The sequence below is a fragment of the Arcticibacter eurypsychrophilus genome (assembly GCF_001730525.1).
Lineage (GTDB): Bacteria > Bacteroidota > Bacteroidia > Sphingobacteriales > Sphingobacteriaceae > Arcticibacter > Arcticibacter eurypsychrophilus.
Map to the genome: position 1 here is coordinate 26,545 of NZ_MDFN01000032.1, position 21,452 is coordinate 47,996.

Sequence of the window (21,452 nt, forward strand, 5' to 3'; positions counted from 1 at the left end):
TTCTGGCTACATGATTTCTTTTTATCAAGTATATAAGGCTTGTATTGTCGTTTTTGTTGTGTTTATATCCTTTCGTGTTGAGGCACAGCAATCAGATAAAAAGATAGATTTCATTCTCTCACAGAAGGAAATTGAAGTTACAGGCAATGATTTAACAAATATTATTTTAAAAGTAATAAACAGGGGAAACCTTTCTTTAAATGCTCGAGTAAGGATTGTTGGGGATAAATCTATGCAATTGCTTTCAAAAGAGAACCGATCAGTTACTTTGCAGCCAGGAGATAGTCTCTTTATTCCAGTTAAATTTTTAATGCCGGATAAACTTACTGCTGGGTTGGATTACAGAGTCAATTGTTATTTAGAAGATGAAAAAGGGCTCTTAAAGCAGGAAACATGTATAATACGGATAGGGATAAAAAAGAATGTGACGATGACCGCCCTGATATCTAACATTGTTTTAAGCGGTCAAAATGATTCAATTAATATTCCTGTTCGAATAGCAAATGAAGGCAATACGGTACAAAAAATATCAATTGTTCCAACTTTTCCTTCAACCTCACAAGGTAGCGGCTTCCATAGTACTATACAACTAACAATACCCGCATTTAAGGATACCCTAATTTATATCCATAAACCCATAACCAGAGAGATACTACAGTCTGAATCCTATTTAATTAATATTTTAGGAATTTACTTTAATGGGGATCTTTTCGGACAAAGTAATGTTGATGTACAGGTTTTAAAAAGTATCCGTAAGCGAAATTTCGATCCGGAAACCACTCAATACAGAGGGAATTACAATAATAATATTTCCTTAACAGCGCAAAATTTTTTGAATGAATATGCTGCTTATGAACTTGCAGGTGGAGGAGTGCTTGATTTTCCAGGGACAAGACTAGGGTATAATATAGATGCAACTGTGTTTCAAAATAATCCTAATAATCCTAATCTCAGAAACACCTTCATTAGTCTTGAAAGTCACAATACCGGTCTAACTGTTGGAAACATTGCCCGTAATTTTGATCTTAACTTAAATGGTCGAGGGGCAACAGCCTTTTTAGCAGACACAGCAAGGAAGAATAATTATGAGGTTGGATATATAGATAATTCATCGAATTTGATTACAAATTCAGGTAATCTCGTTTATGATTCCGGTCGTTCCGCATGGGGAAAATTTGAACACACAGGGAAGTCTTTAGTTTTCCAAACTACAGCCATATATAATAAAGATCCCTATATGTTGGTTGACAATGTTTTAATTGGAAATGATTTTTCCTGGATAACAAGTAAGAAGAATCGTTTTTCTGCCACATTCAATGCTGGAAGTACAGATGAATTTAATGATTCTACTAAGGAAAAATTGGGCTTTCTTGCAGGACTTAATGCAGATTGGAAAATAAGGGGCCTGCTTTTGAACAGCTCAAATTTAGTGAGTACTGGCTATTATCCTGGCAATAGAAAAGGGTCTTCTATATTTACAGAGCGACTGTCCTATTATTCAAAGAGTATCAATCTGTGGGCTGGTTTCAACTACTTCAATTATCATCCAAGTGCGTTAGCAAGCAGTATATATTCAAATAAATATGGCTCTTCAAAATCTGAAATAGGTATTTCGAAAATATTTGGTAATCTTTCTTTTTTATTATCGCCGGTATATCAAACAGAAATGGGACAGTATTCTCTTGTTCTAAATAGTTACAGCCAGGAAAAAATAGAAGCGTTACGTTTAGTAACTCAAATGAACTATTCAAATCGAGTTACTAAGCAATCGCTTTTCATTAATTTAGAAAGCGGAGTGGCACACAATTCCTTCAACGATAAAGATCAGTTTCAATTAAAAGTTAGTGGGAACTATAGACATGGGCCATTTAATATAAATACCAACCTGCAATATGGAAATTTCTATCTTGGGGAAGCATTTAACAGTTACACACGGCAAATAGGTAATTTCAGTAGTTTTAGTATTGTCCCGGGAATACAAAAAAAACTATTCAAGAATAAAATGATAGTAGATGCCGGGATATCATATAATAAGAGTAGTACTATTGGAAAGAGCTGGTTGCTTACTGGCCGAACGGAATATCAATTGTCATCAGGGACACAATGTTTTGCTTCATTAGCAGGAAGTCAATATACTTATGACCAAAATAAATATACAAGTAATAATTTACAGCTTGGAATTACGCAAAAGATAGCTAACGCAAGATTGGGTAAAAATCTTAACACGTTGGAAGTTTTTGTATATAAGGATGAAAATCAAAATGGTCAATATGATGGGGGAGATTCAAATGCTATGTGGCAATTGATTTACATAAGTGGAACTGCGTTTATTACGAATAGGGAAGGTGTGATCACGTATAAGAATTTGAAAGAAAGTAATTATTCAATAGCTATACCCACATCGGGGCAATGGTATTCTCCCGACCAACAGATCCTATTAAATCAAAAGCATATTAGGCTAGAGATTCCTTTAAGTAAAACGGCAACTCTAAAAGGTAAAATAACTTATCTTTTCAATGATTTTAGCTATGAGATAAAAAAGGCGCAGTTAGGAGTAACCATACAAGCCAGCGATGAAAGGGGTAGAGTTACCAAAACTAAAACAGACGATACTGGGCAATTTGTTTTTTACTTACCAGTGGGGAATTACACTATATCAATTGCATCTAATGATTTACCAGAAGAGGTTACATGCAGCAATAATAATCAAGATGTTTTGGTAGTTCAGGAAATTATTGGAAATGTCAATTTTGAATTAAATGTAAAAGGTAGAAAGGTAGAAACAAAAAAGTTTGTTTCTCCGTCACTTTTAAAATCTAATATTAAAGATTAAAACCTATCATTTAATTTAGTTAATCGCCTTTACTATTAGTTAATAGGCAATGATTGTATATTATATGTGGTAACATTAGATGTTGCGCAACGATAGTTGTATCACTAATTGGGGAATTTTGTTCTCTTTATGTGAATTATTTTACTTATTTGTGAAAATATTTTTCCCAAAGTGATCTGTGTCACATTTTATAATTAGGTAAATTATTAAAATTGTTACATTATGGATCTTATCGACGATTACCCTAAACTTAAAAGTAAAAAGCCCTCCTATGTTTTAGAAGAAGAGGATTGTGTCCCATTAACAAAGAAGGAGAAAGTTTTAATCTGGACATGTATTTTATGTGCACAGGTAGCCTTGGGTTTGATAATATATTTCGTTTTTCTAGCTGGATAATATAGTAAAAGATTCAATTATAGGCTTGTTCCTAAATCTTATTCATTAAGGAATAGTACCGGATCTGGTTGCTTAGTTATCATGCATAAAAAATTATTTATAATATCACTTTACCTAGTTTTTCTTTGTAATCTCAGTTTAAGCTTGGCTCAAACGATTACAATAGGAGTGGTTCCAACAGGACCATACGGGGGAGGAAGTGATATTACAGTACCGGTTACTTTAGGTGATGGCGACTTTAAAACAGGCTGTAGGTTTGAATTGTATCTTTCAAATGATGTTGGCATCTTTGTTAGCCCAAATCCTATCGGTGTTTTTAATAGTCATTTTACAACTTTTGTGAATGGAATTATTCCTGCAGGCACTCCAGCAGGTGCAGGATATAAATTAAAAATTAGGGTTGTGAATTCAGCAATGGAAGAATTTACGGTACCATATCTATCAACAATTACTATCGACAGTAAAACAGGTCCGACAATTAAAGTTGATCCCGTGGATCATTCATATTCCTTAATGGAGGACCAAATCTGGGGTTTCTGCTCTCAAATAAAAGATGGTAATACCTTATTCATTAAAAATAATTCAACCTTAGGATCAGCTGTTACTGGAACTTTAATTAATGATTATGATTCAGGTGCCCCCAATACACCATTTACATTAAATTCTATATATACCATTCATTTAAACGTTGCCTATTACACGGTAAGATTCAATGCTGTATTAGATGGGATCATTTCAACAAAGAGTTATGTTGTCTTAAACTCCACATATAATTTAAGTTTGCAATCTAACGGTTCACAAACAGCTTGCATACCGGCGGTAGAAAATCCAGATAATACTGTAGGAGAGAATGAGAAAATTCACTACTCTGTCAATAGAGGCGCGGCATCTTCTGGTAATAGCGGGAGTATTATAACTAATTATCCTGGATTGACTTATAATTTTGATTGGGGAGACCAACAAATTGATATTATGACTCCAAGTGAGTTGAAAATTGTCAACGGTATAGTCGAACACCGATATAGCTTACCTTCTTGCAGTCAACCACCAATTCAGTTAACTAATCCTGTTTATATATCTTACCAGGCTAATATTTTCATTAAAGCACCTTTTTGTACTAGTGCAAGTGTACCTATTACTACTTATCCAAAGGTGTTTAAAGCACCAGTTGCTGATTTTGAGATTCCAGGAGCAAGAGGCTGTATTAACAAACCAATTAGATTTAGAAATACTACTACGCTTGGGTTATCTGAAGATGAACCAGGAACAGCATGTACTGATAAAACAGCTTATTTATGGTTTGCTAAAAAAAGTACAGATAGTGAGTGGGGCGAACCAATATCCATAGATCAGCACTTTATTCATCTGTTTACAATTACAGGAACTTATAACATTAAACTAGTGGCTAGCAATAAAAGCTGTCCATCTTCGAAAAAAATCCTGGATATCTGCATTGAAAATAATCTTCTTCCTAAATTTAAAATAATACAATCCCCGGTATGTGCTCCAACTCATATAGAGGTTTCCAATCTAACCTCAGAAGTTGGAATGTGTAAAATTGCCTATTTATGGGAGGTGCTTGACTCTTTAACCAGCGTCAAAGCAATAAATGGTATTCAATTCTTGACTAGTGATACTGTAGCAACACCCAAAATTGATATTAGCGAACCTGGATCGTATGTGCTCAGGTTAACGGTTTTGAGTTCCTGTGATACGCTTATCTCAGATGAACCTTTTATGGTAGCCGGACCTCTAGCGGTAAGATTTGAGCATACCAATGTAAAATATTGCAGGGGGCTTCCAATTCCTATTGATTTTTCAACTGAAACTGCACATATCCCCACTTACACGGGATTTGGTACCATTAAAAAGTACAAATGGGAAGTAACAGGAGGATTGTATTCTTTTAAAGAGGGATCTGATGCTAACAGCAAGTATCCTACAATAATTTTTGAAGAACCGGGAGAGTACAATGTAAATGTTACTTATAGGAATGAGTGTGATATTCCTGTAGCTGATAATCAGAATGTTACTTTTTATGGCCCTATCATTGTTAAAGCTGGAGATGATGCTTATGTCTGCGATAATTCAGTATCAGATAATATTAACACAACTTATATACTTAACGCTAATATTCCGGAGCCTTATCAAAAGGGGGAGTGGAAGTTTATAGGTGATTCCTTAGGTTTATCCTTTACTGATAGAAAGGATCCAAAGACCAAAATATCTAATCTTGTACCTGGTAGATATACTTTACGATGGTCAATTAATAACCTCACCTGTACTGAGTCTGATGATATGATCCTAACGGTTTATGCTAAACCAGAAGGGGGAATAATCTCAGGCCCATCAAGTGTATGTATTGGCCAAGGTGGAACACTAGTTTCTAACGGGGTGTCCGGACAAATTATTCAATGGGAATCATCTCTTACAAATACGAATGATTGGTCTCATTTAGCTAATAGTACAAATCCATATTATGAGTTTACTAACCTGGATAAGAAAACATATTTTAGGATAAAGATTGCTAGTGTTGGATTAGATCATGGATGTGAATCATATGTATATTCGACCGTGTTTACAGTAGAACCTGACCCTTTATCTGTCGGTGGAACAACTTCAGGAGCAACAATATTTTGTGTTAATGCACCAACTGGAGAAATAAAGCTTGCAGGGCAAACAGGTCAGGTTATTGAATGGCAAAAATCAGTTGATAATGGTCCCTGGCTATCAATTATTTCAACTAGTGATGTCTATACCTACACTAATCTTACTGAAACTACAAAGTTTAGAGCAATAGTTAAAAGCGGGGAATGTTCACAGGACTTTTCCTCAATAACTGAGATCGAAATTTTGGAGGCTCCAACAATATCTAATGCAAAGAATGATATCAGTTGCCTTTCCGACCCTTACCAATTAAAAGGTAATATTCCTAGCGTAGGTACCGGGATGTGGACCACATCAAATTCTGGAATTTCTTTTGACGACCCTGCAAAACCTAATGCAATATTAACTGGCTTACAAAAAGGCCAGCAATATGAATTCACGTGGACGATCTCTAATGGTATGTGCAATCCAAATGGATCAACCGCAACAATTGATATATTAACAGATATCACCAATACGATTAAAGTAGATAAGCCAATTTCTTGTAAAAACGATCTTGTTATTTTATCTACTGAAATCCTTAGCGGTGGAGATGTTCCTACGATACGGAATTTTGAATATACATATGTATGGGAATCTTCAGTTAACGAGACTGGGCCTTGGTCGATTGTACCTAGTGAAAATAACAGTACTTTATCAAGTTATCCTGCAACAACTACATATTATAGAAGAAGCGTCAAAAGCTGGGGGATTTGTGAGGTGATTAGTAATGTTATTACGGTTACTATAAACGCAAGTACGCCTACAGCTCTTGCTGGACTTGATCAAATATTATGTAATACAACTAGCTTTCAGTTGCATAGTAATGATCCCGGAACTGGTTTTACAGGTACATGGAAAGATGAAGCACCAGGGAGCAAGCTAACCTTTGATGATATTCATTCATATAAAGCAATAGTAAATGGGTTAGAGCCTGTAGGTAGTTATAGCCTGGTATGGACTATAGGAGGGATTTTTCCTTGTGCAGATCAACCAGATGTTGTAAACATTAAAATAAGAAAGCCAGTAGTGGCGACTGTTGGGGCAAATCAACAAATATGTATTAATTCGAGTAATACTAATAACCATATCGCTTTAACAGGAAATCTTCCTGATTTGACAAATGGTGAAAAAGGAGTATGGACAAAGATTAGTGGTCCTTTAGGTTTAACTATAATTGATGCAACAAAATACAATACGGAGATCAGAGGATTAATTGCTGGAACCTATATCCTGGAATGGAAAATAACCAATGATGCTTTCATTTTTGATGCTGCCTGTAGTGAAAAGACAGCACAATTAGAGATTCAAGTAACCTCTTATCCTGTAGCTGGTACTATTACAGGCGGGGATATTTCTATATGCAAGAGTAGTCTCATAGGAGAACTTAAATTAGATGGCTCTTCTTATTCTCCTACTGGAGATGTGGTTCAATGGCAATCTTTAGTTGATAATAATGATTTTATTGATATCCCGAATGCTAATACTCCTGTTTATGCTCCGGGTATCATAGATATAACAACTATTTATAGAGTCAGGGTAACTCAAGCTAATGGTTGTGGCGTTTTAATATATACGATCCCTGTAAAAATAACAGTGGATGAACCAACAAAAGGAGGCACAACTACTAGTATTATCAAAAGGGTTTGTGTTGGTACTAACTCAGGCGAAATTTTATTGAGTGGATATTATGGATCGATATTAAAATGGGAGAGCTCAACAGATAATAACAATTGGAGCATAACCCCTTCAAAATTAACCCCATCCTATACATTTGCTAATTTAAGTAAGGATACCTGGTTCAGGGCGGTTGTTAAAAACGGTTCTTGTCAAGAAGTTAATTCATCTTCTGTATTTATCGAAGTATTGCCCAATGTAACTGCTGCAGATGCTGGTGCAGATCGTTACATCTGTAATGAAAGTACAATTAAACTAGTTGGAAATCTTGCTGTAAATGGAATAGGCGTCTGGACTCAAACGAGCGGATTCCTTGCAGATATTAAAGATCCTGCAGATCCTTTAACTGAAGTTACGCTTCACCAAACGGGTACTTATGAATTTGCATGGACAATCAATAATGGTATATGTGATCCAAGTGCTGATATCATAGCTATCTATAATTACCCTGCCCTTGTGAATCAACTTGGAGGAGATGCTATAATTTGTTCAGGTCAGACCGTATTAGATAATGGCTTGATACCAACCGGAGGCAACGGCTCCTATACTTATCAGTGGACTACTAGTCCGGACAATGCTGTATGGACTATTGCACCCGGACAAGAACTAAAAGATTACACAGCCATATTTATAGCATCAACCTATATTAGAAGGACTGTTTTTTCCGGACCTTGTTCTGTTACCAGTAATGCAATTTTGATTACTGTTCAACCTTCTTTAGACAACAATATAATTTCAGCCAACCAACAGATATGTTTAGGGGATCCAACTACAGAAATAACAGGAAGAGAACCAATAGGTGGCGATGGTAAATTTAGCTATCAGTGGCAGAATAGTGTTGACCAAATAAATTGGAATAATGAAGGTACCAGCCTTAATTATCAACCACCCGTTTTATCTGAAACTACCTGGTATCGCAGGATAGTTAGTACCGCACTTTGTAACGGGAATCAACAAAGCGTTAGTAATATAATTGAAAAAACAATAAATCCACTTGCTTTAGCAGAGTTTAAAGCAAGCACTCAAAAATCTTGTACACCTTTTGATCTGAAACAGGTGATTGCACTAGTTCCTTATGATGATCGAAATGCCTCATACGAATGGTTTGCAAACGGAACAAGTATTGGTGTGGGTAAGGATTTTCCAGGGTATACACTCCTTAGTGACGGAGAACATGTTATCATCAAATTACTTACCAAAAGTAAATTTGGATGTAATGATCATAGCATGGAACTAGAATTCCAAACAGTAAAGAATGTTACAGCCGCTTTCACAAAAGATCAAATCAAAGGATGCGGACCACTTCCTGTTAATTTCACTAATACATCAAGTCCATTAGCGGATGCAGATTATTTATGGGATTTTGGAAATGGCCAGACATCGAATTTAGAAAAACCAGGTGTAATAGTTTTTCAACCTCATCCATTGCACAGCGATACGACCTACATCATCACATTAAAGGCATCAACCAACTGTCAAAGTACGATCTTCATTGACTCTGTCCTAGTAAGATCTACACCAAAAGCTACTTTTTCTCCTGATAAAACTACAGGATGTTCTCCTTTGACAGTCAATTTTAGTAACCAATCAACTGGAATACCAAACACCTATACTTATGATTTCGGCGATGGGAAACCTCTTCTTGTTACAAATAACAACTTAGATGTTAATCATATTTACTACACCGATAAAACGGATACAGTCACTGTAACTCTAACCGCTGTAAATGAATGTGGTACGGATATATCCAAGTATAATATTGTTATCTACCCTAATACCGTGACACCTGAACTTGTGGTTAATGGGGACAGAAAATTTGGATGTGCACCCTTTACTGTAAAGTTTGATAACAATTCGGTAGGAGCAAATAATTTTTATTGGAATTTTAAAGATGGAGCAACGCAAACAACCTATACAGCTCCAGAATCAGTAAGTCATACTTTTACAACTCCTGGAGTTTATGAAGTGAGTTTGCTGGCATCCAATGGATGTTCTTCAGGCACGACAACAGAAATTGTAACGGTATATGCATTACCCGATGCAAGCTTCACCTTGACAAGAGGTCAGTATTGCATTAAAGATCCAGTGGAATTTTTTAGTAAGAATAGTCCATCAGCTGTGTATAATTGGGATTTTAGTGACGGAACATTCAGTAATGAAGCAAACCCTAAGCATGTTTTTACTCATGCTGGTAAATACAATATCCTTTTAACCGTGTTGCAATCTCATCCTGATGGTATTGCCTGTCCAAGCACTACTTTAAAGCAGATAGAAATTTTACCCTTACCTGTTGCTCAATTTATAAGCAATTCGTTTTCATTGAATTGTGCACCATTCAAAATGATCGTTAGTAGTACCCCTGCAGATGCTGCTAATGTGGAATGGAACTTTGGGGATCTTGGTAGCGGGGACAATATTGCTATTGGTTATACTGCGGAACATGTCTTTACTAAACCTGGGTTGTACAAAGTAAAGGAGATAGCTTATAATGCTGCTGGATGTATAGACACACTTTTAAAGACAATAAAAATTACTGAAAGACCTCAAGCAGAATTTACAGCTTCAAGCACATTGATATGCGGAAAAGATGCAACAATAAGTTTTGTAAATCAGTCCACTTATAGTGGTACAGATGCTGTGGTTTATAAGTGGTTTATCAACAATATTCAGGTTTCCTTATTAAAAGACTTTGCCTATACCTTTAATATCCCTTCAGGTGCGGTAATGCCTTTTAAATACGAAATAAAGATGATTGCCCTGAGTGCTCAAGGTTGTCCTGATACCGCAATACATACTGTTCAATTCAATCCTTTACCTAGGGCTGATTTTGAGTCAATAGAAAGTATTGCCTGTGCACCTTTTAAGTTAGAAATAACAAATAAATCACAATACGCAGATCATTATTCCTGGTATCTCAATGGGGTATTAGTATCCAATGATGCCGCTCCTTCAACTATCCTCTTAACTGAACCTGATCAAACCTATACCTTAAAACTGGTAACAACTAATGTATACGCTTGCGAACCAGATAGTATAGAAAAGACTATTCATACTTACCCAAGGCCTGAAGCATTATTTACCTTAGTTGATAGCGTAAGTTGCAATGGAAAGCTGGATTTAAAAATCAGTAATACAAGTATCCGTGCTACCAAATACAAATGGGATTTTGGTGATAATACTGCAGTTTCAACAGAATCAGAGCCATCTCATATTTATGGACAGCCAGGTGTTTATTATCTGCGGTTAGTTGCTATGAGTGATTTTTGTACTGATACACTAATCCGTACAATTCGTATAGCTGCAGCACCAGAAGCCGCCTTTACTTCAGATATAACAAAGGGATGTACGCAAATGAACATTATATTCCAAAATATCTCGGTTAATGCCAGTTCCTATTTATGGGATTTCGGCGACGGTACATTTTCAACAAGTAAAAATCCTAATCATATATTCACCTATATAAAGTCTCCTTTTTCAGTAAAGTTGATCGCTTTCGGTGAATTTGGCTGTGCAGATACCACTGTATTAGCGAAGTATATTCAGATCACTGCACCTCCCATTGCTGATTTCGATGCATTACCTGATTCTGTTATTAAGATTCCGGACTACACCTTTACATTTCATAATATGAGTATAGGTAATCCTGTCAAGCAACACTGGTCATTTGGTGATGGTAAGTTTTCAATAGAAGAAAGCCCATCCCATACTTACATCGATACCGGTGCTCATGTTGTTGAGCTTATGGTTACTAACGTCGAAGGCTGTATGGACACGCTGACTAGAACAGTGCGGATCGATGGTGTACCAGGATATCTGTATGTACCGAGTGGATTTGAACCTGAAAGTTTTAAAAATGAGTTGAAGACCTTTATTCCTAAAGGTTCGGGTATTGCAAAATATAGTATAAAGATCTACAACAAATGGGGTGAAATGATTTGGCAAAGTGACAAGCTGGATGAAAATGGTACACCAGCAGAAGGATGGGATGGCCACATGGCAGGGCAAATAGCTCCACAAGGGGTATATGTCTGGGAGATTTCAGCCACATTTATTAATGGGAATAAATGGACAGGAATGAAATATGATACCGGCACTTCACGAACTGTAGGCTCTGTAAACTTAATACGATAGAAGATGAAGAAAATATTTACATATGTAGTTTTCATGTTGCTGTCTATATTACAGGTAAGCGGACAGGATCATATATATTCTCAGTTTTATAATTCGCCTAATTACCTTAATCCGGCATTAAACGGACAGTTTGAGGGTGATCTCCGAATAAATATGATCTATCGAAGTCAATGGACTTCGTTACCTGGAGCTTTAACTTATTTTACTCTTTCGGCAGATTACAATGTGCCACTATTAAATGGTGGAATAGGGCTCATGATTACCAGTTCAAATGAAGGGTCAGCCTATTTAAGAAAACTGAATGTTTCGGGGATCTATTCATATAGTGTTGACTTTGATAATGCGGTATTGTCCTTTGGTCTTCAGGGTGGATTAACGCAACGTAAAATAGACTTCGGTAAGATTGTGTTTGGTGATCAGATTGATCCAATTACTGGTATTATTCCAGGTGCAGTATCAGGTGCAACTTATCCTGAATTAAACAATAAATACTTTTTTGATGCCGGTACAGGTATCAATCTGGTAGTTGGAAAGTTGATGACAGGTGCTTCAGCGCAACATATCAATAGGCCAAATGAATCATTTACAGGATCAAAATCCACTTTGCCTTTGCGGGTTAACGGACATGTCAGTTATAGACTTCCTTTAGATCCTTATGATGAAGAAAATGGACCGGTATTGATACCATCTGTGCTGTACTATAATCAGGCAAAAGTAAGCTCGTTCAGTGCTGGTTTCCAGTACAAATACAAGTCTGCTAATGTGGGTTTATGGTACAGGAGTGATTCGGGTGGTCAAAGTGATGCAGTAGTGGTATCGCTGATCTTCGACGTGTTTCTACGGAAAGATATGTATGATAAAGTACGGTTAGGGGTAAGTCATGATGGCACATTATCCAAGCTGAAGTATGGAAATACGTCAGGTACTACAGAGGGTGCATTGAGTTATGAAACCACTTTTCCTTCAAGAGAGCAGGCAGATAGGGGGCACAGGAGTAGTGGGAACAGGTGTTATGATTTTTATTAGATAGAGAAAGAAAGCAATGCTTAAGATATATAAATACAATTATGACAAAAATTAGAAATTGCCATATTAATAAAGCAGTTAGGCATCTTGCCCTAATTGTGGGCTTGTTATACACATTTAGTGCAAAAGCTCAGGTTGGAATAGGGACTACATCTCCTGATCCAAGTGCACAACTAGAAGTTTTTTCAAACTCAAAAGGGGTGCTAATATCTCGGATGACGGTATTGCAGCGTACTAGTATTGCAAGTCCTGCTATAGGTTTATTAGTGTATCAGACTGATAATACGCCTGGTTTCTATTTTTACAACAATGGACAATGGCAAAGATTGGCAAATAGTACTGAGATAGCAACAGGAGGTGGGAATGGTACGAATGGCAATAGCTTATTAAATGGAACATCTAATCCAGCTTCAAATATCGGAAGTAATGGAGATTTTTATATTAATACCTCAGCTTATACTTTATTTGGCCCTAAAACAAACGGTGTGTGGTCAACCAATGGCATTTCTATAGTAGGGACTGGTACTATACCTCAACCAGTAACTTCAACAGGAACAATATTAATTTCTAATGGTGAAAAAGCGGCCTTAGCACCTATGGTATTGGATCTAGCCGATAAATCAGTAACTGCTATCAAAGTGGCTAATAAAGCAATTACAAATAATGCGCTTGATAAGGCTAATATACCGTTGAGTGGTTTTGAAATACCTGGTTCAGATATATCTATGGGAGGATATAAGCTGACTAATCTAGCACTTCCTAACAACAATAAAGATGCTGCTAATAAAAAATATGTCGATGATAAATTTGCCTCAGAAAGCGGTGTTTCAATACCTATATTGAGCCTGGATGCTGCTCAGAATTTATCAATTAAGGGTGGAAATGCAGTAAGCCTTGCTGATTTGTATCAGTCACTGAGTCTTGCAGGAACTGTGCTTTCTATCTCAGGACCAAGAGACAGTCATGTAGATCTATCAGGAATACTTGGACTTGCAGGCGGAGGAACTGGTAGTGGGGGATTAGTAGTTCATGATGCAACTTTAACGGGAAACGGTTTAGCTACTAGCGTTTTAGGTGTAGCAAGTCAGGGGATCAACCCATTTAAAATGAATGGAATTACTTCGAATGGTACAAGCGGACAGGTGTTATCTTCTAATGGAGGCGGAGGGTTTTTATGGACAGATGCAGGATCAGGAGGTGGAAGTGGTTCCGGAATAACTGGTGTCACCACATTTGGCGGATTGTCTTCAACTACAAATAATAATACCACAAATATCGGAATAAACGATGCAGCTCTTGCTGTACAAAAATTGGCGTTTATTCCTTCAGAAACCATCTTAGGTAATTCATTATCGAGTTCATCGTCACCAACTGCCATTTCTATGAGTAGTTTAAAGAATATGTTGTCTTTGAGTAAAGCGGATGTTGGTTTAGGCAATGTTCAGAACGTTGACCAAACGAATGCCTCTAATTTAACATCAGGCACGATCTTAACCGCAAGATATGGAAGCTCATCTATCCCAGTAAGTGCAGTAATTGGAAATGGGAAATCTGATAATTATCTGAGAGGAGATGGAACATGGGGACCTATAACAGGAGGAACTGATGATCAAACTGCTACGGAAGTTTTAGTTACCCCAACTACAACTTTGACTTCTACGAATGTACAGGCAGCATTGGAAGAGTTACAAGGAGAAATTACAACATCAGCATCAGGAGGAATGACAGCCGTTTCTCATAATGGCACATTGACAGGAGATGGCAACATAACTCCTTTAGGTTTAGTGAATGTTGGAACGACAGGGACATACCGATCTTTAACAACAGATGCGTATGGAAGAGTAGTTTCCGGTACTAACCCTACCACACTTGCTGAATACGGAATTACAGATGTCAAAGTAGATAATTTGTCAGATGCATTTATAACATCAAAATTGGATGGTGATGCCTTGGTTTGGGATGCTTCTCTGTTAAAATGGATAAATAAATCAGCTGTAAGTTCATTGCCAACTGCAACGACAACAACAGCAGGACTTTTTTCAGCTACAGATAAAAGTAAACTGGATGGCTTAACAAATTATACATTGCCACAAGCTTCCTCATCAGTTCTTGGTGGTATTAAAGTTGGATCAAGTCTTACTATCGATGGAAATGGAGTACTGAATGCTACCGGAACAGTGGGAGATATTACAGGAGTTATTGCAGGTAATGGTTTAACAGGAGGAAGTTTGGCTGGTGATGCAACATTAGGATTCGCAACCATTACGAATAATACCATCTTAGGGAATAATAGTGGCACAGTGGCCGTACCAGCTGCATTAAACGCCACCCAGATAAAGACAATGCTTTCATTGGAAAATGTGAAGAATGTCGATCAGACCAATGCTAGTAATTTAACTTCAGGAACTATCCCAGCTGCACAATTTGGAAGTGCTTCTATTCCTTTAACAGCACTTAGTATTACAGGTACCCCTAACGGAACTACTTATTTAAGTGGTGATGGAAGCTGGGCATTACTTGCAGCAAGTTCTCTAAGTGGAATTCTTCCAGTATCAAAAGGAGGAACAGGCATTGGGTCTTATACAGCAGGGAATTATATTAATGCAGGAAACTCATCCACTTTGCAACAAAGAACACCTTCGGAAGTTAAAGTGGATTTAGGGTTAGATAAAGTTAATAATACAACCGATAGTGAAAAACCAGTAAGTACATTAACTCAGACGGCTTTAAATTTGAAAGAAGACGTAATTAACAAAAGTATTAATGTGGTAAATGATGCCACTTCTGATACCAAGTATCCCTCTGTTCTTGCAATTAAAACTTATGTAGATCTTGGTATAAATAATGCTGTCCTTGCTGCAGGCGGAGTACCGACTGCAGATGTAAGTACACTCGGGAAAATACAGATGGTAGGAGACTTATCAGGATCTGGAACAAATCCAAAAGTACCGGGGCTTTTATTGAAAGAAGATCTCATTACGAATTTGCCTGTTTCAAAAGGAGGAACAGGAATTACTTCTTATACACCAGGGAACTACATCAAAGCACTTACTGCAGCCTCTCTTGGAGAAGTTAGCCTAACAACTTTAAAGACGGAATTAGTGCTAAACAATGTTAGTAATACAAGTGATGCAGCAAAACCAATAAGTACTTTAACCCAAACTGAGCTTGATAAAAAAGTAAATATTACAGCAATTGGTGCAGCATTAGGGGTTGCACCTTTGAACTCATCAAGTAAAATAGCGGAAACGTATCTGCCCGCTTCACTAGTTGGTGCAGTTAACTATCAGGGTACCTATAATGCTTCTTCAAATTCTCCGGCTATTCCAGTTGCAACTGTAAGTAAGGGGTATTATTATGTAGTCACTACCGCTGGAACTCAGCAAAGTTTAACTTTAGGTGTTGGAGATTGGATTATCTCAAATGGTACTATCTGGGATAGGGTTGCAAGTTCAAATACTATCTCAAGTGTATTTGGAAGAACAGGTACAGTTGTAGCGGCTAACAATGACTACAGCACTGCACAGGTTACTGAATCCTCTAATTTATATTACACAGATGCCAGAGTAAATGCAAATTCCACTATCGTCGCTCATGCAGCATCGTTGCTTCTAAAGGAGGATAAAAGTAATAAAAGCGTTGATGGAACATTAGCAAGTAATTCAAGTACGAAGTACCCTTCAGAAAATGCCGTAAAAACGTATGTTGATAATAAGGTTCCAGCGTTTTCAACTTCAAACGCCAATAACGTTTTGACAGTAAATAGCGGAGGGACGGCTGCAAGTTGGACAGCAGCAACAGGCGGCGGTAGTGGATCTGTGACAAGTGTGTCAGTAGTTACTGCTAACGGGATTAGTGGTTCAGTCGCAACATCCACAGTAACCCCTGCTATAACTCTTTCGTTAGGTGCAATTACTCCAAGCTCCATAGTGACAGCTGGAACTATAGCTGCGTCTAACTTTGGAGGAACTAGTTCCAATACAAATACAGGTGATCAGACGATAAAGCTAACAGGTGATGTAACAGGAACGGGTACAGGGACTTTCGCCGCTACTATTGGAAATAATACAGTTACCTATGCAAAGATGCAGGCCATGAGTGCTAATAAATTGTTAGGTTCGGGAGCTTCAGGAACATCTGTAAGTGAAATTACCTTAGGTACAGGGTTAGCCTTATCCGGAACAACCCTTAGTGCAACAGGTACAGGTACAGGAACTGTTACTGCAGTATCTGTTGCTCCAGTCAATGGTATAACAGGTACAGTTGCAACATCAACCACTACTCCCGTTATCTCTCTTGCATTAGGAGCTATCACGCCTACAACAATAGTAGCATCAGGGGCCATTAAAGGCTCTAATATTTCCGGTACATCAATGAACACAGGTGATCAGACGATAACTTTAACTGGTGATGTTACAGGTACAGGTACAAGTTCTTTTGCAGCTTCAATAGGAACAGGTAAAGTGACTACTTCTCATATTCTTGATGCAACAATATTAGCTGCTGATATTGCTAGTCAGACAATAACCGCTCAAAAGTTAAGTAATATATCTACTAATGGAACCGCTGGACAGGTTCTTTCCTCAAATGGCAGTGGTGGATTTACATGGGGAAGTTCGTCCTCTTCTTTAGATGATGATCTTACTGCTGTGGCTGCTCTTACCGGAACAGGGTTGATTGCCAGAACGGCTGACGGGACTGCTACAACACGTACTATTACGCCAGGGACAGGTATTAATGTAACTTTTGGTGATGGGGTTTCTGGAAATCCAACCGTTGCTTTAGCAAATACAACTGTTACATCGGGAAGTTATACAGCTGCAAACATTACTGTTGACGCACAAGGTAGAGTTACTGCAGCTGCAAATGGATCAAGTGGTGGAGGCTCAGTTACAGACCTTACTTATACATCTTCAGCTACACAGGGGGTTGTAAACTCTAATACTGGAGCAGATGCAATTATTCCGGCAGGCACTACTTCTGTTGCAGGGTTGCTGCTACCTGCTGATAAGGCTAAATTGAATAGTATTACAGCCTATACAACAGCTGATGTGAATAAAGTTTTAACTGTAACAGGATCAGGGACTACGGCAACTTGGGTTACGCCAGCGGCAGGGGGTAGTGGAGGAGGGAGTGAGCTTATGATTTACCATCCTAAAAATTCTAGTGGCACAGAGTTATCTTATATTTTAGTTCGAGCAACATCGCTTGGTGTCACAGTCGTACAAAGTCAAGGACCTACCGCAGGAGTAAATAATAAATTCACTGTTACTATTCCGAGTGGGGTAAGTTTAATGTCAATTAGATTAAATACAGATAACGCTTCAATGGGTGTTGCGGCAACAAGTGCTTCTCCAGGTATTTATTTTGATATTAAAGATGGTAATACTGATATAAATAATAGCCTTGATGATTATTGGCCACCTACATCCATCATGATTATAGATAGAAGTACAGGTAGTTTTCCAAGCTCGTATAGAACCGCCAGCGTTGTAGGTACGCCAACACAGTTTTCAGTTGAGTCTGTATCGGCTAATATTTTAAGTCTAAAATTTATAACGGCTACATATAAGACAGTTACAGTAATCCTTACATTTTAATAGTTGTGAAAGTTAACTCAAAACAGGGATATGAAATTTAAATTATATAAATACTATATGCCGATAGTTGCTCTGCTATTATTGGATCTTGTTAGTAGTGCACAATCAACTATAAATGGAAGATTTTATATTTCGGGGGCTTCCGAAGTGCCTTCTACTCCTTCTTCAAATTATTCTATTGAAGGAACGTTTACAGATCCTTCTTATGTTTTTAGTTCTAGCGATATTCTAATTGGAGATGTAATTGCTGATAATGTCGGATTAACTTTTAGAATAGACAAGATCGTAAGTTTAAATGGAGATTTAATAACTGTTGATGTTACTTATCTGCGCGGATCTGCAAATGGATTTTTTACTTATCCTGCATCCTATGCAATGGGTACTTTGTTTAGGCCAACCTCTAATGGTTATGCACTTTCAACTTACGATCCTGAATACACTAATGATGCGCTAAAAATAGCTGTCTTGAATTCAGCGATTCTCGATATTGATAAAGATGTAAGGGGATTTCAATCGGGTATAGAATTTCCAGTTACGCCTAAAGCGGGTGATTTATTTTACAACACAACTGAGAAAAAGTTATATGCCTACACAGAAAATGGATATATTCTGGTGGGTGGTGGAGTTATTCCAAGTGGTTTATCTTCTGAATTTCCAAATCCGGCGAAAACGGGAGAAGTGTTTTTTAATAAGGACGACAATAATACTTACATCTACAATGGTACCATTTGGCTAAAAATATCCACCAATGGATCTACTCCAAGCGGTATTTTTAATCCTGATCCAGCAACCGTTACTGTCAATGAAGGAAGTTTATTTTACAATACTTCTGATCATAAACTTTATGTATACAATGGCACTATATGGATGCCAGCAGACAATATCTTGCCAAGTGGTCAAATTTATGTAGGTAATACCACTAATGTCGCAACTCCAGTATCTATGTCTGGTGATGCAACAATAGCCAACAGTGGTAAACTTACAATCAAAAATGGAGCTGTAACTGATGAAAAATTAGACAAGATAAATATTCCTTTAAATGGTTTTGCAAACCCAACAGATAATGTTTCTCTAGGAGATGGAACAACAAATAACAGGGTTGTAAATGTTGCCAATCCTACAGCTGCACAAGATGCTGCCACTAAAAATTATGTAGATGCTTTGTTTGCTAATCCTACAACTCTTTTAACCTTGCCTTATGGTAATCTTTTTTTAGGAAACATATCAAATAAAGCAATTGCCAGTACCAAGAGTAGTATTCCTCTTAGTGGGTTTGGGACAGCTGTTTCCAATATTCTATTAGGAGATGGAACAACGAACTATAAAATTGTAAACCTTGCCAATCCTACAGCTGCGCAAGATGCCGCTTCAAAATACTATGTTGACACAAGAATTATTGATCCTGCAAGTATCACTTTAGCAACGGGTAATCTCTTTGTTGGTACTGCTTTAGGAAAAGCAGGTGCTGTTGCTAAAAGTAGTATTGCTTTGAGTGGTTTCGGAACCCCATCGACTGATATCTCATTAGGGGACGGAACAACGAATTTTAAAATAGTAAATCTTGCCAATCCTACAGCTGCACAAGATGCCGCTACAAAAAGTTATGTGGACACCAAAACGCTAGACCCTTCCAACATTCCTTTGGCAACTGACAATTTCTTTGTTGGTAACAGTTCAGCAAAAGCCACTTCAACTTTAAAAAGTGCTATTGCTCTCAGTGGCTTTGGTACAACCTTAACAGATATTTCCTTTGGTAATTTCAAATTGACCAATTTGGGTACTCCCCTTACTGATAATGACGCAGCTACTAAAAAGTATATCGATGACTTGTTTTTAACTCCGGCAGGTACTCTTTCTCTTGCATCTGGAAAGTTGTTCATGGGTAACACTTCTGGGAAAGCTGTTGCTACAACAACCAGTGCTGTTCCAGTGAGCGCATTTGGTAAAGCTACAGCCACTATTAATATGGGTGATGCTGCAACACAGTACAACATTAGTTATCTTGCTGAGCCCTTGTATCCACAGGATGCTGCAACAAAAAGTTATGTGGATTCTAAGATTGCATCTCCTGGAGCTCTCGCACTAACTGCAGGTTCAATTTTTGTAGGGAACTCTTCTAATTTGGCAGAAGATGTTGCGAAGACTAACATTCCAATTAGTGATTTTGGTGTTGCTACAGCATCAATTTCGTTAGGCAATGGAACTACTAATTATAAAATAATCAACCTTGCAACTCCTACTACTGATAATGACGCGGCAACCAAGATCTACGTAGATAGCAAATCAGGATCAGTTCCAAGCGGTACTACAACCCCATCTAGCCCGTCAGCGGGAAATACTTTTTATAACACAACAGATAAGATTTATTATGTCTATGACGGCACTCAATGGGTTCCTGTAGATAACGCTCTTCCTTATGGTCAGCTTTATGTGGGTGATGCTTCTGGTAAGGCTACAGCAACCTTAAAAAATGCTATTCCAATCAGTGGTTTTGGAACTGCTACTGCGGATATATCGATGGGTAGCAAACATTTAACGGATCTGGCAACACCGGTGTCTGATGCCGATGCCACTACAAAGGCTTATGTTGATGCACGAATTACGGCGCCAGGTCATGGAGATAATTTAGGAAATCATACTGCCACTGCAAACTTAAAAATGGCCACATATCATATAAGTAATGATGGTGCTGTAGGAAAAGGTTTAAGTTTCGATGCTGCTGGAAATGCTACGTTTGAACAAAATATAACTATTAACGGCAATTTTTATACTCCTTCAGATCAAAGCTTAAAAACTAAAGTAGAAACACTAAGTCGGGTATTGCAGAACATTGACCTGATTCGAGGAGTTCGGTTTGAGTACAAGGATCAAAAGAAGTATGCCGCCGGTCCTAAGATCGGGCTTATCGCCCAGGAATTACAAAGAGTCTATCCTGAAATGGTGAAGAAAGGAAGTGATGGCTATCTGAAAGTTGATTATACACAACTGACTGGTGTACTTATTCAGGCTGTTAAAGAACAGAGAAAACAGATTAAACAACAGCAAGAGGAGATAAACGTCCTGAGGGAACGCATAAATAATCAGCAATTGCAAATAGACACTATTTTAAAAAAATTACGATAGTCAACCTATACTAAATGACT

Annotated in this window: 5 protein-coding genes; all 5 read left to right on the top strand. The window is 37.6% G+C overall.

The features are described from left to right. Positions 1 to 10: 10 nt before the first annotated feature. The 5 genes from BFL47_RS16010 (at position 11) to BFL47_RS16030 (ending at position 21,432) form a co-directional block, all read left to right on the top strand. Complete coding sequence (locus tag BFL47_RS16010) at positions 11 to 2,833, top strand: carboxypeptidase-like regulatory domain-containing protein (protein ID WP_069660807.1); 2,823 nt, start codon at positions 11 to 13, stop codon at positions 2,831 to 2,833. Between the two features lie 540 nt (positions 2,834 to 3,373). Beyond that, entirely contained in the window at positions 3,374 to 11,683 is an 8,310-nt protein-coding gene (locus tag BFL47_RS16015) for a PKD domain-containing protein (RefSeq protein ID WP_069660808.1), read from the top strand. Positions 11,684 to 11,686: 3 nt separating this feature from the next. Then, entirely contained in the window at positions 11,687 to 12,709 is a 1,023-nt protein-coding gene (locus BFL47_RS16020) for a PorP/SprF family type IX secretion system membrane protein (RefSeq protein WP_083257230.1), read from the top strand. 41 nt (positions 12,710 to 12,750) lie between these two features. Next, positions 12,751 to 18,309, top strand: coding sequence for a beta strand repeat-containing protein (locus tag BFL47_RS16025; RefSeq protein ID WP_069660810.1), 5,559 nt, complete (start codon positions 12,751 to 12,753; stop codon positions 18,307 to 18,309). Positions 18,310 to 18,366: 57 nt separating this feature from the next. Then, positions 18,367 to 21,432 (top strand): tail fiber domain-containing protein, encoded by a 3,066-nt coding sequence (locus BFL47_RS16030; protein WP_170827338.1) that lies wholly within the window; start codon positions 18,367 to 18,369, stop codon positions 21,430 to 21,432. Positions 21,433 to 21,452: the final 20 nt, after the last annotated feature.